This window comes from Streptomyces parvulus (genome assembly GCF_014648855.1).
Classification (GTDB): domain Bacteria; phylum Actinomycetota; class Actinomycetes; order Streptomycetales; family Streptomycetaceae; genus Streptomyces; species Streptomyces parvulus.
Genome location: NZ_BMRX01000008.1, coordinates 285,420 through 304,213 on the forward strand (window position 1 = coordinate 285,420; position 18,794 = coordinate 304,213).

The 18,794-nt window shown below is 74.5% G+C and carries 15 protein-coding genes; 9 read left to right on the forward strand and 6 right to left on the reverse strand.

Translation table 11 applies throughout. The annotated features are described in order from the left end of the window. Positions 1 to 27: 27 nt before the first annotated feature. The gene (locus IE108_RS17550; protein WP_064728441.1) at positions 28 to 2,631 is read right to left on the reverse strand and encodes a bifunctional FO biosynthesis protein CofGH; all 2,604 of its coding nucleotides are present in this window, start codon (positions 2,629 to 2,631) and stop codon (positions 28 to 30) included. Positions 2,632 to 2,828: 197 nt separating this feature from the next. On the opposite strand from IE108_RS17550, the gene IE108_RS17555 reads away from it, so the two are divergent. Next, entirely contained in the window at positions 2,829 to 4,346 is a 1,518-nt protein-coding gene (locus IE108_RS17555; RefSeq protein WP_064728442.1) for a CehA/McbA family metallohydrolase, read from the forward strand. 6 nt (positions 4,347 to 4,352) lie between these two features. Here the strand turns inward: IE108_RS17555 and IE108_RS17560 are convergent, their stop codons facing one another. Beyond that, entirely contained in the window at positions 4,353 to 5,138 is a 786-nt protein-coding gene (locus IE108_RS17560; RefSeq protein WP_064728443.1) for an endonuclease/exonuclease/phosphatase family protein, read from the reverse strand. Between the two features lie 88 nt (positions 5,139 to 5,226). Here IE108_RS17560 and IE108_RS17565 point away from each other — a divergent pair, with 88 nt between their 5' ends. The 4 genes from IE108_RS17565 to IE108_RS17580 all read left to right on the forward strand — a co-directional run bounded on the left by IE108_RS17565 (position 5,227) and on the right by IE108_RS17580 (position 9,961). Further along, positions 5,227 to 5,652, forward strand: coding sequence for a nitroreductase/quinone reductase family protein (locus IE108_RS17565; protein WP_229851909.1), 426 nt, complete (start codon positions 5,227 to 5,229; stop codon positions 5,650 to 5,652). Positions 5,653 to 5,742: 90 nt separating this feature from the next. Further along, a complete protein-coding gene (afsR, locus tag IE108_RS17570) occupies positions 5,743 to 8,721 on the forward strand; it encodes an SARP-family global regulator AfsR (RefSeq protein ID WP_064728445.1) in 2,979 nt (992 codons plus the stop codon). Positions 8,722 to 8,924: 203 nt separating this feature from the next. After that, complete coding sequence (gene afsS / locus IE108_RS17575) at positions 8,925 to 9,110, forward strand: regulatory protein AfsS (RefSeq protein ID WP_064728446.1); 186 nt, start codon at positions 8,925 to 8,927, stop codon at positions 9,108 to 9,110. Positions 9,111 to 9,220: 110 nt separating this feature from the next. Next, the gene (locus tag IE108_RS17580) at positions 9,221 to 9,961 is read left to right on the forward strand and encodes a class I SAM-dependent DNA methyltransferase (RefSeq protein WP_064728447.1); all 741 of its coding nucleotides are present in this window, start codon (positions 9,221 to 9,223) and stop codon (positions 9,959 to 9,961) included. Between the two features lie 12 nt (positions 9,962 to 9,973). Here the strand turns inward: IE108_RS17580 and afsK are convergent, their stop codons facing one another. Together afsK and kbpA are read right to left on the reverse strand one after the other, a co-directional pair. Next, positions 9,974 to 12,367, reverse strand: a complete 2,394-nt coding sequence (gene afsK / locus IE108_RS17585; protein ID WP_064728448.1) for a protein serine/threonine kinase AfsK — start codon at positions 12,365 to 12,367, stop codon at positions 9,974 to 9,976. Between the two features lie 192 nt (positions 12,368 to 12,559). Beyond that, positions 12,560 to 13,306, reverse strand: a complete 747-nt coding sequence (kbpA, locus tag IE108_RS17590; RefSeq protein ID WP_064728449.1) for an AfsK-binding protein KbpA — start codon at positions 13,304 to 13,306, stop codon at positions 12,560 to 12,562. Positions 13,307 to 13,440: 134 nt separating this feature from the next. Here kbpA and IE108_RS17595 point away from each other — a divergent pair, with 134 nt between their 5' ends. The 3 genes from IE108_RS17595 to IE108_RS17605 all read left to right on the forward strand — a co-directional run bounded on the left by IE108_RS17595 (position 13,441) and on the right by IE108_RS17605 (position 15,469). Beyond that, a complete protein-coding gene (locus IE108_RS17595; RefSeq protein ID WP_064728450.1) occupies positions 13,441 to 14,076 on the forward strand; it encodes a TetR family transcriptional regulator in 636 nt (211 codons plus the stop codon). A gap of 302 nt (positions 14,077 to 14,378) precedes the next feature. Beyond that, positions 14,379 to 14,804 carry a pyridoxamine 5'-phosphate oxidase family protein gene (locus tag IE108_RS17600; protein ID WP_064728451.1) on the forward strand — a complete coding sequence of 142 codons (426 nt, stop codon included), beginning with the start codon at positions 14,379 to 14,381 and terminating at the stop codon, positions 14,802 to 14,804. After that, entirely contained in the window at positions 14,801 to 15,469 is a 669-nt protein-coding gene (locus IE108_RS17605) for a pyridoxine/pyridoxamine 5'-phosphate oxidase (RefSeq protein WP_064728452.1), read from the forward strand. The genes IE108_RS17600 and IE108_RS17605 overlap by 4 nt, the downstream gene beginning before the upstream one ends. A gap of 49 nt (positions 15,470 to 15,518) precedes the next feature. Here the strand turns inward: IE108_RS17605 and IE108_RS17610 are convergent, their stop codons facing one another. Then, positions 15,519 to 16,130: a GNAT family N-acetyltransferase gene (locus IE108_RS17610; RefSeq protein ID WP_064728453.1), complete on the reverse strand. Its 612-nt coding sequence runs from the start codon at positions 16,128 to 16,130 to the stop codon at positions 15,519 to 15,521. A gap of 99 nt (positions 16,131 to 16,229) precedes the next feature. On the opposite strand from IE108_RS17610, the gene IE108_RS17615 reads away from it, so the two are divergent. Next, positions 16,230 to 17,429, forward strand: a complete 1,200-nt coding sequence (locus tag IE108_RS17615) for a flavin-containing monooxygenase (protein WP_064728454.1) — start codon at positions 16,230 to 16,232, stop codon at positions 17,427 to 17,429. Here the strand turns inward: IE108_RS17615 and IE108_RS17620 are convergent. After that, on the reverse strand, positions 17,412 to 18,737 hold the full coding sequence (locus IE108_RS17620; RefSeq protein ID WP_064728455.1) for an MFS transporter: 1,326 nt from the start codon (positions 18,735 to 18,737) through the stop codon (positions 17,412 to 17,414). The two genes, IE108_RS17615 and IE108_RS17620, sit on opposite strands and share 18 nt — an antisense overlap. Positions 18,738 to 18,794: the final 57 nt, after the last annotated feature.

Sequence of the window (18,794 nt, forward strand, 5' to 3'; positions counted from 1 at the left end):
CCCGGCCCCCGCCCGGTCGCCCGGGCCTCAGTCCAGCACCGGCAGCAGCTGGGGCAGGTGCCCGTCGGAGTCCCGCGCCGCCCGCTGCCGCTCCTCGGGCACCGGCCCGTACAGCGTGGTCCGGGGCTTCGCCGGGCGGCCCGCCGCGTCCGCGACCGCGATCAGGTCCTTGACCGACTTGTACGACCCGTAGGAGGAGCCCGCCATCCGGGAGATCGTCTCCTCCATGAGGGTGCCGCCGAGGTCGTTCGCCCCGGAGCGGAGCATCTCCGCCGCGCCCTCCGTGCCCAGTTTGACCCAGCTTGTCTGGATGTTGGGGATGTGCGGGTGGAGGAGGAGGCGGGCCATCGCCGTCACCGCGCGGTTGTCCCGGACCGTCGGGCCGGGCCGCGCGATGCCCGCCAGGTACACGGGCGCGTTGGTGTGGATGAACGGCAGCGTCACGAACTCCGTGAAGCCGCCCGTGCGCTGCTGGATGCCGGCCAGCGTGCGCAGGTGCCCGAGCCAGTGCCGGGGCTGGTCGACGTGGCCGTACATCATGGTCGAGGAGGAGCGCAGGCCCAGTTCGTGGGCCGTCTCGATCACCTCGATCCAGGTGGCCGCGGGCAGCTTGCCCTTGGTCAGGATCCAGCGGACCTCGTCGTCGAGGATCTCGGCCGCCGTGCCCGGCACCGAGTCCAGGCCCGCCTCCTTGGCCGCGCTCAGCCACTCCCGGATCGACATGCCGGTGCGCGTCGCGCCGTTGACGACCTCCATCGGCGAGAAGGCGTGCACGTGCATGCCGGGGACCCGGGCCTTCACCGCCCTCGCGATGTCGAAGTACGCCGTGCCCGGCAGGTCCGGGTGGATGCCGCCCTGCATGCAGACCTCCACCGCGCCCACCTCCCACGCCTGCTCGGCGCGGTCGGCGACCTGGTCCAGGGAGAGCGTGTACGCGTCGGCGTCGGTGCGGCGCTGGGCGAAGGCGCAGAAGCGGCAGCCGGTGTAGCAGACGTTGGTGAAGTTGATGTTGCGGGTGACGATGTACGTCACGTCGTCGCCCACCGCCGACTTCCGCACGTCGTCGGCCACCTTGCACAGGGCGTCCAGCGCCGGGCCGTCGGCGTGCAGCAGGGCCAGCGCCTCGTCGTCCGTCAGCCGCGTCGGGTCGTCGGCCGCCGTGGCCAGCGCGGCGCGCACGTCGGTGTCGATGCGCTCGGGCGCCATGCCGGGCGCGGCGGCCTCGCGCAGGGCGGCCCAGTCGCCGTACACCTCGTCGAAGTCCTCGCGGCGGTCCGAGGTGCGGCCCTCGGTGTCGATGGCGGTGTGCAGGTCGGTGCGGCCGGACGCGGTGAAGGCCTCGTCCGGCTCCTGCCAGGGGCGCCCCACCACCGGTGCGTCGGGGAGGGCCAGGCCGGTCGCCGGGTCGGCGAGGGCCGCCACGTGCGGGCGCAGCCGCGGGTCCAGCCAGGGCTCGCCGCGCCGGACGAACTCCGGGTAGACGCACAGCCGTTCCCGCAGCTCGAAGCCGACCGCGCGGGACTTGGCGGCGAGTTCCTCGATCTGCGGCCACGGGCGCTCGGGGTTGACGTGGTCGATGGTGAGCGGGGAGACCCCGCCCCAGTCGTCGATGCCGGCGCCGATCAGCCGCTCGTACTCGGCGTCCACCAGGTTCGGCGGGGCCTGGAGGCAGGCGGACGGGCCCATGATGTGCCGGGCGACGGCCACCGTGGCGACCAGTTCGTCCAGCTCCGCGTCCGGCATGCCGCGCATCGCCGTGTCCGGCTTGGCGCGGAAGTTCTGGATGATCAGCTCCTGGATGCCGTGGTAGGAGCGGGAGACCTTGCGCAGCGCGAACAGGGACTCCGCGCGCTCCTCGTAGGTCTCGCCGATGCCGATGAGCAGGCCCGAGGTGAAGGGCACCGAGGAGCGTCCGGCGTCCTCCAGGACGCGCAGCCGTACGGCGGGCTCCTTGTCGGGGGAGCCGTGGTGGGGGCCGCCGGGCTCGGACCACAGGCGGGTCGCCGTCGTCTCCAGCATCATGCCCATGGACGGCGCCACCGGCTTGAGCCGCTGGAAGTCCGTCCAGGACAGCACGCCGGGGTTGAGGTGCGGGAGCAGGCCCGTCTCCTCCAGGATGCGGACCGAGATGGCGCGGACGTACGCGATCGTGTCGTCGTACCCGTGCGCGTCCAGCCATTCGCGGGCCTCGGGCCAGCGGTCCTCGGGCTTGTCGCCGAGCGTGATGAGCGCTTCCTTGCAGCCGAGGGCGGCGCCCTTGCGCGCGATGTCCAGCACCTCGTCCGGCGACATGAACATCCCGTGCCCCGCCCGGCGCAGCTTGCCGGGGACGGTGACGAAGGTGCAGTAGTGGCACTTGTCCCGGCACAGCCGGGTCAGCGGGACGAAGACGCTCTTCGAGTACGTGATGACGCCGGGGCGCCCGGCCGCCTCCAGGCCCGCGTCCCGGACCCGGGCGGCGGACGCGGTGAGGGCGTCGAGGTGCTCGCCGCGCGCCTGGAGCAGCACGGCGGCCTCGGACACGTCCAGGGCGACGCCGTCCCGGGCGCGTTTGAGGGCGCGACGCAGGGAGTTCTCGGTGGGGCCGGCCGGGTCGGCGGGTCCGGTTCCGGAGGTCGCGGAAGTCGTCATCCTTCGAGCATACGAGCGCCGTGATCAGGGCGGGTTTCCCGTCCCGCGGGGCCCGTCGCGCGGCTTTCGGCCCTCGCCGCGCGGACATGCGCCGAACCCCTTTCCTTGCACGGGAGTTCACGGCTCAATACGAGGGTTGCACGCACCAACCCCTGCACCACCGATGTCATGACCGTGACGACACTGGGAGCAGCAGCATGTGCGAGGACGACCACGCCGGGATCGGCAGGCGCGCGGTGTTCGTGACGGGAGCCGCCGCCGCGCTTACGTTGGGGAGCGTGAGCTTCGCCTCAGCGGCACCGCGGGAACAGCGGAAGCGGACGGTGCGCGGCACGCTGCCCACCGGCTCGCCGGACTTCGTGTACGTCCCGGTCGAAGTCCCGGCCGACGTGCGCGAGATACACGTCGCGTACTCCTACGACCGCCCGGCCGTCCCGGCCGGCACCCCGGGCAACGCCCTCGACATCGGCCTCTTCGACGAGCGCGGCACCGAGCTGGGCGGCCGGGGGTTCCGCGGCTGGTCGGGCGGGGCGCGCACGGAGTTCTTCGTCCGGGCGGACGACGCGACGCCCGGCTATCTCCCGGGGCGGATCCGGCCGGGCACCTGGCACATCGCCCTCGGCCCGTACACGGTCGCCCCGCAGGGCCTGGCGTACGAGATCACCATCACGCTGACCTACGGGGAGCAGGACGAGACGCCCCGTCCGGTGTACCCGCCGGAGCGGGCCCGGGGGCGGGGCCGCGCCTGGTACCGGGGCGACTGCCACCTGCACTCCGAGTACTCCGACGGCCGCTACACCCTGGCCGAGATCGCGGAGCTGGCCCGGGCGGCGGGCCTGGACTTCATCAACTCCTCCGAGCACAACACCCCCTCGGCGCACGCGCACTGGGCGGACCTCGCCGGGGACGACCTGCTGGTCATGCTGGGCGAGGAGGTGACGACCCGCAACGGCCACGTCGTCGCCCTCGGCACCGACCCCGGGACCTTCGTCGACTGGCGCTACCGGGCCCGGGACAACCGCTTCGGCCGGTTCGCCCGGGAGATCCGCCGCGCGGGCGGGCTGGTCGTCCCGGCCCACCCGCACGCCACCTGCATCGGCTGCAACTGGAAGTTCGGCTTCGACGAGGCCGACGCGGTCGAGGTGTGGAACGGCCCCTACACGCCCGACGACGAGGTGGCGCTGGCCGACTGGGACGGCATGCTGGTCGCCTCGGTGCGGGCGGGGCGGGACGGCGGCCGGGGCTGGATCCCGGCGATGGGCAGCAGCGACTCCCACCGCTCCCCCGACGTGATCGGCCGCCCGCAGACCGTCGTGCTCGCCGACGACCTGACCCGGGAGGCCATCCAGGAGGGCATCCGCGCCGGGCGCTCCTACGTCGCCGAGTCATCGCGCCTGTCGCTGTCCTTCACCGCGTCCGGCGGGCGGGGCGAGCACGCCGGGATCGGCGAGCGGCTGCGCGTGGACCGGGACACCCCGGTCACCGTCCGCCTGGAGGTGACCGGGGCGCCGCGCTGCACGGTGCGCTTCGTCACCGACCAGGGCGTGCTGTTCACCGGCGACCCGCTGCCGGTGTCCGGCGCGGGCGTCGCGGAGTGGCGGACGACGGCGTCCTACGCGGCGTACGTAAGGGCCGAGGTCCGCCACGAGGCGGCGGCGGGTCCCCTGCCGGGGGCGCTGGCGGCGTTCACGAACCCGGTGTTCCTGGGGCGCTGACCGCTCTCAGTCGTCCAGGTCGGCGACGACCGCCGCGTGATCCGAGGGCAGGACGCCTTCGACCGGGCGGTCACCGGCCCGCCGGACCGCCCGGACCCGGCCGAGGCCCCCGGGCCCGGGCGGGCCCACGTGCACGTGGTCGATGCGTGCGCTCAGCGCTTCCGGCCCGTCCGGATCCCCGGGGCCCCAGGTGCCGGACGGCTGCCCGGGGGCGGCGTACCGCCAAGCGTCGTGGAGCCCCGCCGTCCGCAGGGGGCGTATCTCGGGCGAGGCGGGGCGGGCGTTGAAGTCGCCGGTGACGACGGGCGGGAAGGCGGTGCCGTGCCGGTGGGCGGCGACGAAGTCCACCAGGGCGGCCACCTGCGCGCGCCGCACCCCGGACGCGTCCGCGCCGGAGTTGAGGTGCACGGTGAAGAAGGGGACCTGGTGGCCGGGCCCGTCGAGGCGGACGTACAGCGCCTGTCTCCCGTCGTCGAGTTCGGCGGGCGCGGGGAGCCTGAGCACCGCGCTCTCCACGACGGGCCGGCGGCTGAGCACCGCGGTGCCGATGCCGACGCCCGGGTCCCCGATCCGCCGCTGCCACCGCCCGGGAGCCGGGGAGGCCGCCCAGGCACAGTGCAGGCCGAGTTCACGCGCCAGCCACCCGGCCAGGTGCTCCCCCTCGCCGTCGGACCACACCTCCTGCAGCCCCACCACGTCGGGCCGCAACTCCCGCAGCACGGCGAGGATCCCCTTCTGCCGCTCCGCCCACCCCCCGAACCGCCACCACAGGTTCCACGTCACGACACGCACACCCGCACCACCCGTCCATCCGCCACGCCCGTCCCCCTGAGGTTTTCCGGGAACATGGAGACACAACAGACGGGAGCGTGAACGAACGATGTCGATGTCCCCCCAGCAGGCCGGCGCCGAGAAGAAGTACCGGACCGTCACGGCGCTCCAGCGCCGCCTCAACGCCGTCGTGCGCCGGCTGCCCGGCCAGATCCTCCTGGAGACCACCGGCCGCGTCTCCGGCCTCCCCCGCCGCACCCCGGTCGGCGGACGCCGGGTCGGCGACGACTTCTGGCTGGTCTCGGAGTTCGGTGAGCGGTCCCAGTACGTCCGCAACATCCGCGCCGACCCGCGCGTCCGGGTGCGCCTGCGCGGCCGCTGGCACCACGGCACGGCCCATCTCCTGCCCGACGACGACCCGCTCGCCCGCCTGCGCCGGCTCCCCCGCCTCAACAGCCTCGCGGTGCGGGCGATGGGCACCGGGACGGGCCTGCTGACGGTGCGCGTGGAGCTGGGCCGGGAAGCGGGCAGGTGAGGAAGGTGTGATCGGCGTCTCCCACGGCTGACGTGGTCGGCATGAACAAGGCAAACTGGCCTGGTTGCTCAGGATGTCTAGGGGGACGGCATGGAAGGTGGACCGCGGGTTCCGGAGCAGCGGCGTCCCGGGGCCCCGGGAGAACCGGACGGGTCGGCCGCGCTCCGCTTCGGCGTGCTCGGACCGGTGCGCGCCTGGCGCGGGGAGGAGGCGCTGGCCACGGGCTCGCCGCAGCAGCGCGCACTGCTGGCCGCGCTGCTGCTGCGCGAGGGGCGTACGGCGACCGCGGCCGAGCTGATCGACGCGCTGTGGGGGGAGGAGCCGCCGTCGCAGGCGCTGGCGGCGCTGCGCACGTACGCGTCCCGGCTGCGGAAGATCCTGGACCCCGGCGTGCTGGTGAGCGAGTCCGGCGGGTACGCCGTGCGCGGACTCGGCGAGGGGGCGCTGGACCTCGCGGTGGCCCAGGACCTGGCCACCGAGGCCGAGAAGGCGCGCACCGCCGGCGACCTGTGCCACGCCCGTGAGGTGCTGCGCGGCGCGCTGGCGCGATGGGACGGCGAGGTGCTGGCGGGCGTCCCCGGCCCCTACGCGGAGGCGCAGCGCGTCCGCCTCGAGGAGTGGCGGCTGCAACTCCTCGAAACCTGCCTGGACATGGACCTGGAGCAGGGCTGCCACGCGGAGGCGGTCTCGGAGCTGACGGCGCTCACCGCGGCCCACCCGCTGCGCGAACGGCTGCGCGAGCTGCTGATGCTGGCCCTGTACCGCAGCGGCCGCCAGGCGGAGGCCCTCGCCGTCTACGCGGACACGCGCCGCCTGCTCGCCGACGAACTCGGCGTCGACCCCCGGCCCGGCCTCCAGGACCTCCAGCAGCGCATCCTGCGGGCCGACCCGGGCCTCGCCGAGACGTCGGCACCGGCACCGGAGTCGGCGCCGTCCCCGGTCCGCCCGGCCCAACTGCCCGCCACCGTGCCCGACTTCACGGGCCGCGCGTCCTTCGTGCGGGAGCTGAGCGACGTCCTGTCCTCGGCGTCCGGCGCCGGAGAGGCGAACGGCGGCCGCGTCATGGCCGTCTCCGCGCTGGCCGGCATCGGCGGCGTCGGCAAGACCACCCTCGCCGTGCACGTCGCCCACCAGGCGCGGGCCGCCTTCCCGGACGGGCAGCTCTACGTCGACCTCCAGGGCGCGGGCGCGCGGGCGGCGGAGCCGGAGACGGTGCTGGGCGCGTTCCTGCGCGCCCTCGGCACGGCCGACTCGGCCATCCCCGACTCCCTGGAGGAGCGCGCCGCCCTCTACCGCTCCGTCCTGGACGGCCGCCGCGTCCTCGTCCTGCTCGACAACGCCCGTGACGCCGCGCAGGTACGGCCGCTGCTGCCGGGCACCGAGGGCTGCGCCGCGCTGGTGACCGCGCGGGTGCGGATGGTGGACCTCGCCGGGGCGCACCTGGTCGACCTGGACGTGATGTCCCCGGAGGAGGCGCTGGCCCTCTTCACGAAGATCGTCGGCGAGGAGCGGGTGGCCTCCGAGCGGGAGGCGGCCCTGGACGTGGTCGGCGCGTGCGGCTTCCTGCCGCTGGCGATCCGCATCGCCGCCTCCCGGCTCGCGGCCCGCCGCACCTGGACCGTCTCGGTCCTCGCCGCGAAGCTGGCGGACGAGCGGCGCCGCCTCGACGAACTCCAGGCCGGTGACCTGGCGGTCAAGGCCACCTTCGAGCTGGGCTACGGCCAGCTGGAGCGCGCCCAGGCCCGCGCCTTCCGCCTCCTCGGCCTGGCCGACGGCCCGGACATCTCCCTCGCGGCCGCGGCGGCGGTTCTGGACCTGCCCGTGGACGACACCGAGGACCTGCTGGAGTCCCTGGTCGACACGTCCCTCCTGGAGTCGGCGGCCCCCGGCCGCTACCGCTTCCACGACCTGGTCCGCCTCTACGCGCGTGCCTGCGCGGAACGGGACGAGCACCCGCCGAGCGAGCGGGGGGCGGCGCTGTCGCGGCTGCTGGACTTCTACCTGGCCACGGCGGCGGGGGTGTACGCGATCGAGCGGCCCGGGGACCGGCTGGTCGACCACCTGGAGGCGACCCGGTATCCCGGACTCCGCTTCACCGCCGGCCCGGCGGCCCTGGACTGGCTCTACACCGAGTCCTCGGCCCTGCTGGCCTGCGTCCGCCAGGCCGCCGGGACGGAGCGGCTGCGCCGGGCCGTCGATCTGCTGTGGGCGGCGCGGGACCTGGCGGAGTCGGGCGCCAACTCCCGCCAGTACGAGACGACGGCGATGGCCGTGCGCGAGGCGACGCGGGCCGCGGGCGACACCCGCGCGGAGGGCAGGGCGCGCATCGCCCTCACCGGGTTCCTGCTGGTGTCCGGGCGCATCCGGCAGGCCTCCGAGGAGGCGCGTCTCGCCATGGAACGGGCGACCGCCGCGGCCGACCCCACCGCCGCCAGCTGGGCCGCGCAGGACCGCGGCCTGATCGCGCTGCACCAACACCGGTACTCCGACGGCAAGATGTTCTTCGACCGCGCCATCGAGGGGTTCCGGGAGGCCCGCAACGGGCTGTGCGAGGCGACCGCCCTGTGCAATCTCTCGCGTGCCTACATGGGGATGGGCAACACCTCCAAGGCCATCGAGTTCGCGCAGAACGGCCTGGCCGTGCACGTCCGGGTCGGCAGCACGATGCGCCTCGCCAACGGCCACTACGCGCTGGGCGTGGCCTTCGCGACGGCCGGCCGGCACATCGACGCCCTCGCGCAGTTCTCGCAGGCCCTGACCATCTTCGTGGACCACCGGCAGCGGCTGTGGGCGGGCACCACCCACTTCAGGATCGCCGAGACCCACCTGAAGGCCCACCGCCCGGGACCGGCCGCGCAACACGCCGAACAGGCCCTGGCCCTCGGCTGCATCGGCGGCGACCAGATGCGCGGCAACGTGCTGAAACTCCTCGGGCACGCTCTGAGCGCCCTCGGCGAGGTGGACCGGGGAAGGGCCTGCTGGCACGAGGCCCTCAACCTCTACGAGGCCAACGGCTCCCCGGAGGCGGACACCGTGCGGACGCTGCTGGAGCCGGCGACCGCGGCGTGAGGGGCGGGCCCGGAGGCGGGCCGTTCAGCATTCGTTTATCGCCGTCCGTCACGCTCGTTCCTGTCACGCCGTCGCGTCGGGGGGCAGACGGGTGACCGGTGAGCCGACGGGTTAGTGTGCGGCTCCGAACGCCCGTCCGGTGGCCCTCGGGGGAGCTACCGGACGGGCTTTTCTCACCGTTCGACTCGCAGAGGAGCAAGCGCATGAGCGACAAGAAGGACGAGGCGGCCGCCACTCCGCAGGACAACAACATGCCCGCGCCGCCGGCCAAGGACGGCACCGTCACCACGCAGGACAACAACATGCCCGCGCCGCCGGCCGAGGACGCGATCAAGACGATGGACAACAACATGCCCACCCCGCCCGCCCTCAAGCGGGACGGCCAGTAGACCCTCCTCGCACGGGGATCGACCGCGGCGGCGCGGAGGGGAGCCGCCGCGGTCGTGGTCGTCGTAAATGCTTCGACAGCGCGGGCCGGGACCCGGCAGAGTGGCCGCCCGTGACGAGCAGTGAGCTGTGGAGCCGCGCGACCGCCGACCGCTACGACACCGAGGAGGCCGAGAACTCCTCGGCCGACGCCCTCGGACCGGCCCTCGACTTCCTCGCCGGACTCGCCGGTGACGGGCGGGCCCTGGAGTTCGCCATCGGGACCGGGCGCGTGGGCGTACCGCTCGGGGAACGCGGCGTGCCGGTCGCGGGCATCGAACTCTCCGAGCACATGGCCGCCGTGCTGCGGCGCAAGGCCGACGAGGACACCCTGCCGGTGACCATCGGGGACATGGCGACGACCGTGGTCCCGGGCGAGTTCAGCCTGGTCTACCTCGTCTACAACACCATCTCCAACCTGCTCACCCAGGACGAGCAGGTCGAGTGCTTCCGCAACGCCGCACGCCATCTGCGCCCCGGGGGCCGGTTCGTCATCGAGCTGGAGGTGCCCCCGCTGCGGCGCCTGCCGCCCGGTCAGGTCGCGGTGCCGTTCGACGTCTCCGACCGGCACCTCGGTTTCGACACCTTCGACCTGGTCGGGCAGATGCTCGTCTCGAACCACTTCACCCGCGACGAGAACACCGGCCGGTACCGCCGCGACAACTCCCGGCACCGGTACGCCTGGCCGGCCGAGCTGGACCTGATGGCCCGGATCGCGGGGCTCGAATTGGAGCGCCGGGTCGCGGACTGGGACGGGTCGCCGTTCGTCCAGGACTCCCAGAAGCACATCTCCGTCTGGCGCAAGCCCGCCTGAGCGCGCCCCGGATCAGGTGGTCCGGGCCGTCCCCGTCCCCTTCTCCGCGTCCAGGGCGTACACGCAGCGGTCCTTGCTGCACGCGTAGACGATGCCGTCCCGCACGACCGGGGAGCCGGTGATCTCGCCGCCGGTCGCCAGCTTCCAGCGCAGGCGGCCGTCGTCGGCCTTCAGGGTGTACAGCAGGTGGTCCGTGGAGCCGAAGTGGATGCGGCCCTCGGCCACCGCGGGGGCGCCCACGATGTCGCCGCCCGCCTGGAAGCGCCACTTGGGGGTGCCGGTGACCGCGTCCAGGGTGTAGAGGCCCTTGCCGCTGCCCACGTGGACGTGGCCCGCGGCGACCAGCACCGGGTCGGTCGAGGAGCGGGCCTCGGTCGCGATGCGCCAGCGGTCGCGGCCGTCGGTGGCGTCGAGGGCGTACACCGTGCCGAGGTAGTCGGCGAGGTAGACGCCGCCGCCGGTCACCGCGGGGCCGGGGACGAAGGCGGGCGGGGCGAGGAAGACCGCGGGCGCCTCGAAGTGCCAGCGGACGTGGCCGGAGGCGACCTCCAGGGCGAGGACCCGGGTGCCGGCCGCGACGTAGACGTAGCCGTCGGGTGCCTGGGTGACGCGGACCGGGACACCGCCGCAGGAGGCCGCGTCGCCGATCGGGTACGACCATCTCTCGTCGCCGGTGCGGGCGTCCAGGGCGCGCAGCCGGGCGTCCTGCCAGACGTAGACCGTGCCGTCGTGGAGGGCGGCGGCGGCCTCCGGGGACTCGAAGTCGGTCTGGGCGCCGGTGACCTCCCACAGCTTCTGGCCGCCGGAGGCCTCCCACGCCTGGACGCCGCCGCCGCGGGTGGCGGTGACGACCGTGCCGCGCTCGGCCTGGAGGGAGTAGACCCAGGCGTCGGTCTGGACGCGCCAGAGGTCGCCGCCCTCGCGGGCGTCGAGGGCGTACAGGGTGGGGCCGTCGGAGGCGTGGATACGGCCGTCCGCGACCGCCATGGACCAGGCGACGTCCCGGGTCTTGAAGCGGCGGCGGCCGGTCGCCACGTCCAGGGCGTGCACCTCGAAGGAGGTGACGTGGACGAGGTCCCCGGCGACCCGGGGCGTGCCCCAGACGTCGTTGGACATGCGGAAGCGCCAGGGACGCCAGCCGGCCGGCGAGGCCTCGGGGGGCGCGGTGGGCGCGGGCGGGGCGGACGGCAGCGCGGGGTCGGCGCCGTTCACGCCGGGGCGCACCCGGGACCAGGACGCGGTGAGGGCGGACTCCGGCGGGGGCGCCGCGACGGCGGCGGCGCGCATGTCGGCGACGCGCGGGCCGGGGCCGATGGGCACCGCCGCGCCGGCCAGCCGGACCGGCCCGGCGTCGGGCGCGCCGACGGGCGCGGGGACGGCGGGCACGTGCGCGGGCGGCGCGGGGACGACGGGGTCGTGCGCGGGCGGCGGGGGCAGCTGCGGGGCCGGTACGGCGGGCCGGGCGCCGGACGGACCGCGTCCGCCGGACTGGGCGGGCCTGGCGCCGGGTCGGCCGCCGCGGCGGCTCTCGATCAGGCCCACCGCGCGCTCCGGCAGCCACGCCGACGCCGTACCGCTGTCGTCGGAACCGGAGCCGAAGAGGTGCGGGGCGAGCTGGGCCTGGAGGTCGGCGGGGTTGGGGCGGCCGGTGGCCTCCATCTGCATGCAGGACTCGATCAGCGGACGCAGCTCGTCCGGGAGTCCTTCCAGGTCGGGGCCCTCGCGCAGCAGCATGAAGACCGTCTCGACCGGGTTGGCCCCGTGGAAGGGCGGGTGGCCGGTGGCGGCGAAGACCAGCATCGAACCCAGCGAGAACACGTCGCTGGCCCCGGTGACGCTGCGGGAGTCCTTGGCCTGCTCGGGGGACATGTAGGCGGGGGTGCCGACCGCGACGTTGGTCATGGTCAGACGGGTGTTCGAGACACCGGACGCGATGCCGAAGTCGATCACGCGGGGGCCGTCCTCGACGACGAGGACGTTGGAGGGCTTCAGGTCGCGGTGGACCAGGCCCGCGCCGTGGATCGACTGGAGCGCCTCCGCGACGCCCGCCGCCAGCCAGCGCACCGCCTGGGCCGGGAGCGGCCCGCACTCGTTCACTATCTCCTCGAGGGAGGGCGCGGGGACGTACGCCGTCGCCAGCCACGGCACCGCCGCGCGCGGGTCCGCGTCGACCACGGCCGCCGTGTAGAAGCCGGAGACCGCGCGGGCCGCCTCGACCTCGCGCGTGAAGCGGACCCGGAAGAGCTGGTCCTCCGCCAGTTCCGTGCGCACCGTCTTGATCGCCACGCGCCGCCCGGACGCCGAGCGCGCGAGGAAGACCAGCCCCATGCCGCCGGCCCCCAGCCGGCCCAGCACCTCGAACGGCCCGATCCGCCGCGGATCGTGCTGCATCAGCTGATCCACCACTTGCCTGCCACCTCCCCGTACGGGCCGCGCCACCCACTTATGTACGCGACCGAAGTGCAGCGTCTCACCACCGCACCCGTGTGGCGCCACGCACCCCGATTCTTCCTGTCCGAGGCGCTGGTGGCGAACCTGGGGACAATCGGGGTGTCTCGCCGCATCCCGGGCGCCCGAGGACCGGGGCCCGCCCCCGCTTCAGCGCTGGAGCAGCGCGAACGACGCTCCCTGGCCGTCCGAGACCACCGCGGAGCGCCCGTAGGACGTCTCGAAGGGCGGGACCCGCACCCGGCCGCCGAGCCGCGCCACCGCCCCGAGGGCGGCCTCGACGTCCCGGACCAGGAAGTGGACGAGGAAGTGCGGCGGCATCTCGGCGGCGAAGACGTCGGAGAGCGGGGCCCGCCCGAAGTCGGGCTCGGCGTCCGGGCCGAAGAGGAAGTCGGGGAAGAGGTCGCCGTAGAAGGCGTTCGCCGCGTCGGTGTCGCGGGTGTACAGCTCGGCCCAGGCGAAGGTGCCGGGCTCGTGCCGGCGCCCGAAACCGGGGTGCCCGGCGGGCTGCCAGAGGGCGAAGACGGCGCCCTCCGGGTCGGCGGCGAGGGCGCCGGTGCCCAGGTCGCCGACGAGGTGGGGCGGGGTGACGATCTGGCCGCCGCCGGCGCGGATCCGCCCGGCGAGGGCGCGGGCGTCGGGGGTGTGGAAGTACACCGTCCACACGGTGGGCATCCGGCCGTCCGTCTTGCGGACCAGGCCGGCGACCGGCTCGCCGTCCAGCGAGGCCCGTACGGACTCCTCCGTCTCCTCGAAGGTCCAGCCGAACAGCTCGCCGTAGAAGCGCCTGCCCGCCTCGACGTCGGAGAGCTGCGCCTCGACCCAGCAGGGGGTGCCCTCCGCGCGGCCGGACGGCGGGGCCGCCGGCGTCTTCTCTGATTCCCCGTTTTCAGCCATGCGGTCAACGTAGCCGCGTCGCCCGTGCCGCGCAGACGGGGCGCACCGGCCTCCTCAGGTGCGCGCACCCCATTTGCAGTCGGCCGAATCGCGCGCGGAACGCCCGTCGGTAAGCTGACGGCATGACAGGACAAGTGCGTACCGTCGACGGCCGCGTGGCCGGTAGACGTGGGCAGGCGACCCGGCAGAAACTGCTCGACTGCCTCAGCGAAATGCTCAGCTCCTCCCCCTATCGCGATGTCAAAGTCATCGATGTCGCCCGCAAGGCCGGCACCTCGCCCGCGACCTTCTACCAGTACTTCCCGGACGTCGAGGGCGCCGTTCTGGAGATCGCCGAGACGATGGCCGCCGAGAGCGCGTCCCTGGCCGGGCTGACGGCGGGCCGTTCGTGGACCGGCAAGGCCGGCTGGCAGACGGCACAGGAACTCGTCGACGGATTCATGGAGTTCTGGCGCAGGAACGACGCGATTCTCCGTGTGGTCGAACTCGGCGCGGCCGAGGGGGATAAACGTTTCTCCAAGATCCGGATGAAGATCCTCAACTCGGTGAACTCCTCCCTCGCGGACTCCGTCGCCGACCTCCAGGCCAAGGGCCGGGTCGACAAGGACGTGAACCCCGCGGCGATCGCCGGGTCCCTGGTCGTGATGCTCGCGGGCGCCGCCTCACAGCAGAAGGGCTTCTCCTCCTGGGGCGTCAAGCAGGCGGAACTCAAGCCGAACCTGGCGCTGTTGATGTACCTGGGCGTCACCGGCAGGAAGCCCACCAAGTAGCCCGCCGGGCCCCGCGCCAAGCCCCACCGCGGCCGCAGCACCCGCAGCACCCGCACTAGCCGCAATACCCGCAGTACGCCACCGATCGCGCTTGTCAGCGGCGCCGCGCCTCCGGCACCGTCTCGCCGGCCCCGCCCGCCGCCCCCCGCCCGGCCTCGGCGACCGCCGCGCCCCAGGGCGCCCCGACACGACGAGCGCCGCCTCGAAGTCCGGCCCCGCGACGGCCAGGATGGGGGAACAGCCCCGCACCCGGCCGGTGTTGTGCTCAGCACCGACGCCCGTAACCGCTGGAGGACACCGAGATGGCCCTGACCCGCGAAGAGCGTGAGACGTTCCTGGCCGAGCCGCACATCGCCGCGTTCGCGGTCGACGGGGAGCCGGGACGCGCGCCGCTGTCGGTGCCGATCTGGTACCAGTACGCGCCCGGCGGCGACGTGTGGATCATGACCGGGCTCGACAGCCGCAAGAACCGGCGGATCCGTGCCGCCGGCCGCTTCTCGCTGATGGTCGACCGGGTGGAGCCCACCATCCGGTACGTGTCCGTGGAGGGGCCGGTCCTCGACACGGTGCCCGCCACCGAGAAGGACCTGCGCGAGCTGGCCGCCCGCTACCTCCCCGCCGAGAAGGTCGACGGGTACGTCGCCTTCGCCTCGGCGAACCACGGCGAGCAGGTCATCGTGACGATGCGGCCCGAGCGCTGGGTCTCCTCCGACCTCGGCTCGGTGTGAAGGGCGTCCAGGAGCTGCTGCGGTCGCTGCGGGTGTGGGACCCCGCCGTCACCGAGCTGCGGCCCTTCGAGCCGGACGGCGCGCCCGGGGACCCGGTGGAGCTGTTCGCGCGCTGGTTCGCGGAGGCGGTGGCCGCCGGGCAGACCGAGCCGCACACCATGACGCTGGCCACGGCCGACGCCGACGGGCTGCCCGACGCGCGGGTGGTGATGCTGCACGGCGCGGACGCGGCCGGCTGGTCCTTCGCCACCCACGCCGACAGCCGCAAGGGCGGCCAGCTGGCCGGACGCCCGTACGCCGCGCTCGCCTTCTACTGGCCGGTGCTCGGCCGCCAGGTGCGGGTGCGCGGCCCGGTCGCCGCCGCGCCGGCCGCGGAGGCCATGGCCGATCTGCACGCACGGTCGACGGGGGCGCTGGCCGCGGCCCTCACCGGCCGGCAGAGCGCGGAGCTGGACTCGGTGGAGGAACTGACCCGCGCCTCCGAGGCGGCCTGGGAACGAGCGTCCCGTGAACCCGCGGCCCCCGCCCCCACCTGGACCCTGTACCACCTGCGCCCCCACGAGGTGGAGTTCTTCCAGGGCGACGCCCACCGCCGCCACCTGCGCCTGGCGTACCACCGGACGGAGAACGGCACCGACTGGCACCGCCGGCTGCTCTGGCCCTGAGGGCGCGCCGGGGCGGCGCGGTCGGTGCGGCCGCTCCGGCCGCTCCGGCTCAGCGGGCCGCGGGAACCGGTGGTTCCGGGTCCGTGGCGATGCGGGCGTGGAGGTGTACGTCGCGGAAGCGGTCGTGGCGGCCGGTCTGGAACATGGCCTCGCGGAGGGTGCCCTCGCCGGGGTAGCCGCACTTCTCGGCGATGCGGCAGGAGGCGTCGTGGCCGACCGCGTGGCCCAGTTCCAGGCGGTGCACGCCGAGTTCGGCGAAGGCCCAGCGCGAGGCGAGCAGGAGCGAGCGCACGGCGACGCCCCGGCCGCGCGCCTCGGGCAGGACCCAGTAGCCGACCCGGGCCACCTTCATGGCGCGGCTGATCTCGTTGACGCCCATGTGCCCCAGCGTCGCGCCGCTCTCCTCGTCCGTGACGCGGAAGGACACGGACCGGCCGTCGGCCGCGTCCCGGGCCCGGGCTCGCAGCGACTCGCGGGCCCCGGCGAGATCGGTCCACAGCTTGAGCGGGGTGTTCCAGCGCTGGAACTCGGGGTCCAGGAAGCCCCGCAGCCACGCCTCGGCGTCCGCGTCGGAGTCCGGGTCCCAGGAGCGCAGGCGCAGACCGTGCCCGCGGGGGCCGGCCGGAGAGGGGCCGAGGGCGTGTGTACGTGTGTGGGCCATCCGGCCATTGAAGCCGACCCGCGGCCGTCGTGACCGATCCGCAACCGATTCCGGTCTTGACCGAGACCCATCAACGGGGAGCGCGATTACGCTCGCCGCATGGCCGACTCCACAGCGTCCGCTGCACCGCAGCCCGCCCACCCCGCGGACCGCCCCGTGTACGTCATCGGCGCCGGGCCCGGCGGCCTCGCCGTCGCCCAGGCGCTGCGCGCCCGCGGCCTGCGGGCCGTCGTCCTGGAGCGCGCGGGCCACGTCGGCGACTCGTGGCGGCGCCACTACGACCGGCTGCGGCTGCACACCACCCGGCGCCTGTCCGCGCTGCCCGGCCTCGCGATGCCGCGCAGGTTCGGGCGCTGGGTCTCCCGCGACGACGTGGTGCGGTACCTGGAGAAGTACGTCGAGTACCACCAGCTGGAGATCGTCACCGGCGTGGAGGTCTTCCGCGTCGAGCGCGCGTCCGGCGGCGGCTGGCTGCTGCACGCCTCCGGGGGCCGCGAGCTGACCGGGTCCGCGGTGGTGGTCGCCACCGGCTACAACCACACCCCGCGGGTGCCGGACTGGCCCGGCCGGGCCGCGTACGCCGGTGAGTTCCGGCACGCCGCCGAGTACCGCGACGCGGCCCCCTACGCGGGCCGGGACGTCCTGGTCGTGGGCGTCGGCAACACCGGCGCCGAGATCGCCGTGGACCTGGTGGAGGGCGGTGCCTCCCGGGTCCGGCTCTCGGTGCGCACGGTGCCGCACATCGTGCGCCGCTCCACCGCCGGCTGGCCCGCCCAGTACAGCGGCGTCCTCATCCGGCGGCTGCCGGCCCGCCTGGTGGACCGGATGGCCCGTCCGCTGGCCCGGATCAGCGTCCCCGACCTCTCGGCGCGGGGTCTGCCCCGGCCCGACACCGGCCTGCTGACCAGGGCGGCCGAGGGCGCGGTGCCGGTCCAGGACGTCGGACTGATCGACGCGGTGCGCAGCGGCCGGGTGGAGGTCGTCGCCGCCGTGGACGGCTTCGAGGACGGCAAGGTCCTGCTCGCCGACGGCACCCGCCTCGCGCCGGACGCGGTGATCGCGGCGACCGGCTACCTCCGGGGCCTGGAGGGCCTGGTCGGCCACCTCGACGTCCTGGACGACCGCGGCAGACCGGTGGTCCGGGGCGGCAGCGCGCCGGCCGGCGCCCCCGGCCTGTACTTCACCGGCTTCACCAACCCGATCAGCGGCATGCTGCGCGAACTCTCCCTGGACGCCGGCCGCATAGCCAAGGCGGTCGCCAAGCACGAGGGCACCGCCGTCTCACGCCTGCCCGGCTGAGAGCGCGGGCGCCACCGGCCGCCGGCGGATCACCAGGGCCATCAGCGCCGCCGCCGCGCACAGGGCGCCGGAGGCGATCCAGACCACGTCGTAGGAGCCGAAGTGGTCGCGGGCCACGCCGCCGAGGAAGGCGACGAGCGCCGCGCCCACCTGGTGGGAGGCGAGGACCCAGCCGAAGACGATCGCGCTGTCTTCGCCGTAGTGCTCGCGGCACAGGGCGAGGGTGGGCGGGACGGTGGCGACCCAGTCGAGGCCGTAGAAGACGATGAAGAAGACCATCGGCGGGTGGACGCTGGGCGCCAGCAGCATGGGGAGGAAGAGCAGCGAGACGCCGCGCAGGGCGTAGTAGACCGCGAGCAGGCGGCGGGGTTCGAAGCGGTCGGTGAACCAGCCGGAGGCGATGGTGCCGGCCACGTCGAAGACCCCGATCACGGCGAGCAGCGAGGCGGCGGCCGTCAGCGGCATGCCGTGGTCGTGCGCGGCGGGCACGAAGTGCGTCTGGATCAGGCCGTTGGTGGAGGCGCCGCAGATCGCGAAGGTCCCGGCCAGGAGCCAGAAGGGGCCGGTGCGCACGGCGGAGAACAGCACCGTGAGCGCGCGGCGGGCGGCGCCGGGGACGGGCGCGGGCTTCTCGACGAACTCCTCGGCGCCGTACGGCTTCTGGCCGACGTCGGCCGGGTGGTCGTGCAGGAGCAGCCAGACGAAGGGGATGACGGCGAGCGCGGCGAGGGCCACGGTGACGGCCGCCGGGCGCCAGTCGTACGTCTCGACGATCCAGGACAGCAGCGGCAGGAAGATCAGCTGGCCTGAGGCGGAGGCGGCGGTGAGGACGCCGGTGACCAGGCCGCGCCGCTCGGTGAACCAGCGGTTGGTGACGGTGGCGGCGAAGGCCAGGGCCATCGAGCCGGAGCCGAGTCCGACCAGCAGGCCCCAGCAGAGGATGAGCTGCCAGGCCGAGTTCATCCAGACCGTCAGCCCGGAGCCGAGCGCGATCACGGCGAGGGCGACGGCGACCACCCGCCGGATGCCGAACCGGTCCATCAGCGCGGCGGCGAAGGGCGCGGTCAGCCCGTAGAGCGCGAGGTTGACGGAGACGGCGGCGCCGATGGTGCCGCGCGACCAGCCGAAGTCCTGGTGCAGCGGGTCGATGAGGATGCCGGGCAGGGAGCGGAAGGCGGCGGCGCCGATGATCGTCACGAAGGTGACGGCGGCGACCCACCAGGCGCGGTGGACGCGCGGGCGGCGGCGCGGCCCGGCGGGCTCCGGCCGGTGTGCGGGGGCTGCGGCGGCGTCGGTTGTCTGGGTCACGTCACTGAGCTTCGGGCACCGGGCCCGTCGGAACGAGTGGCCCGAAGGTCAGCGTTC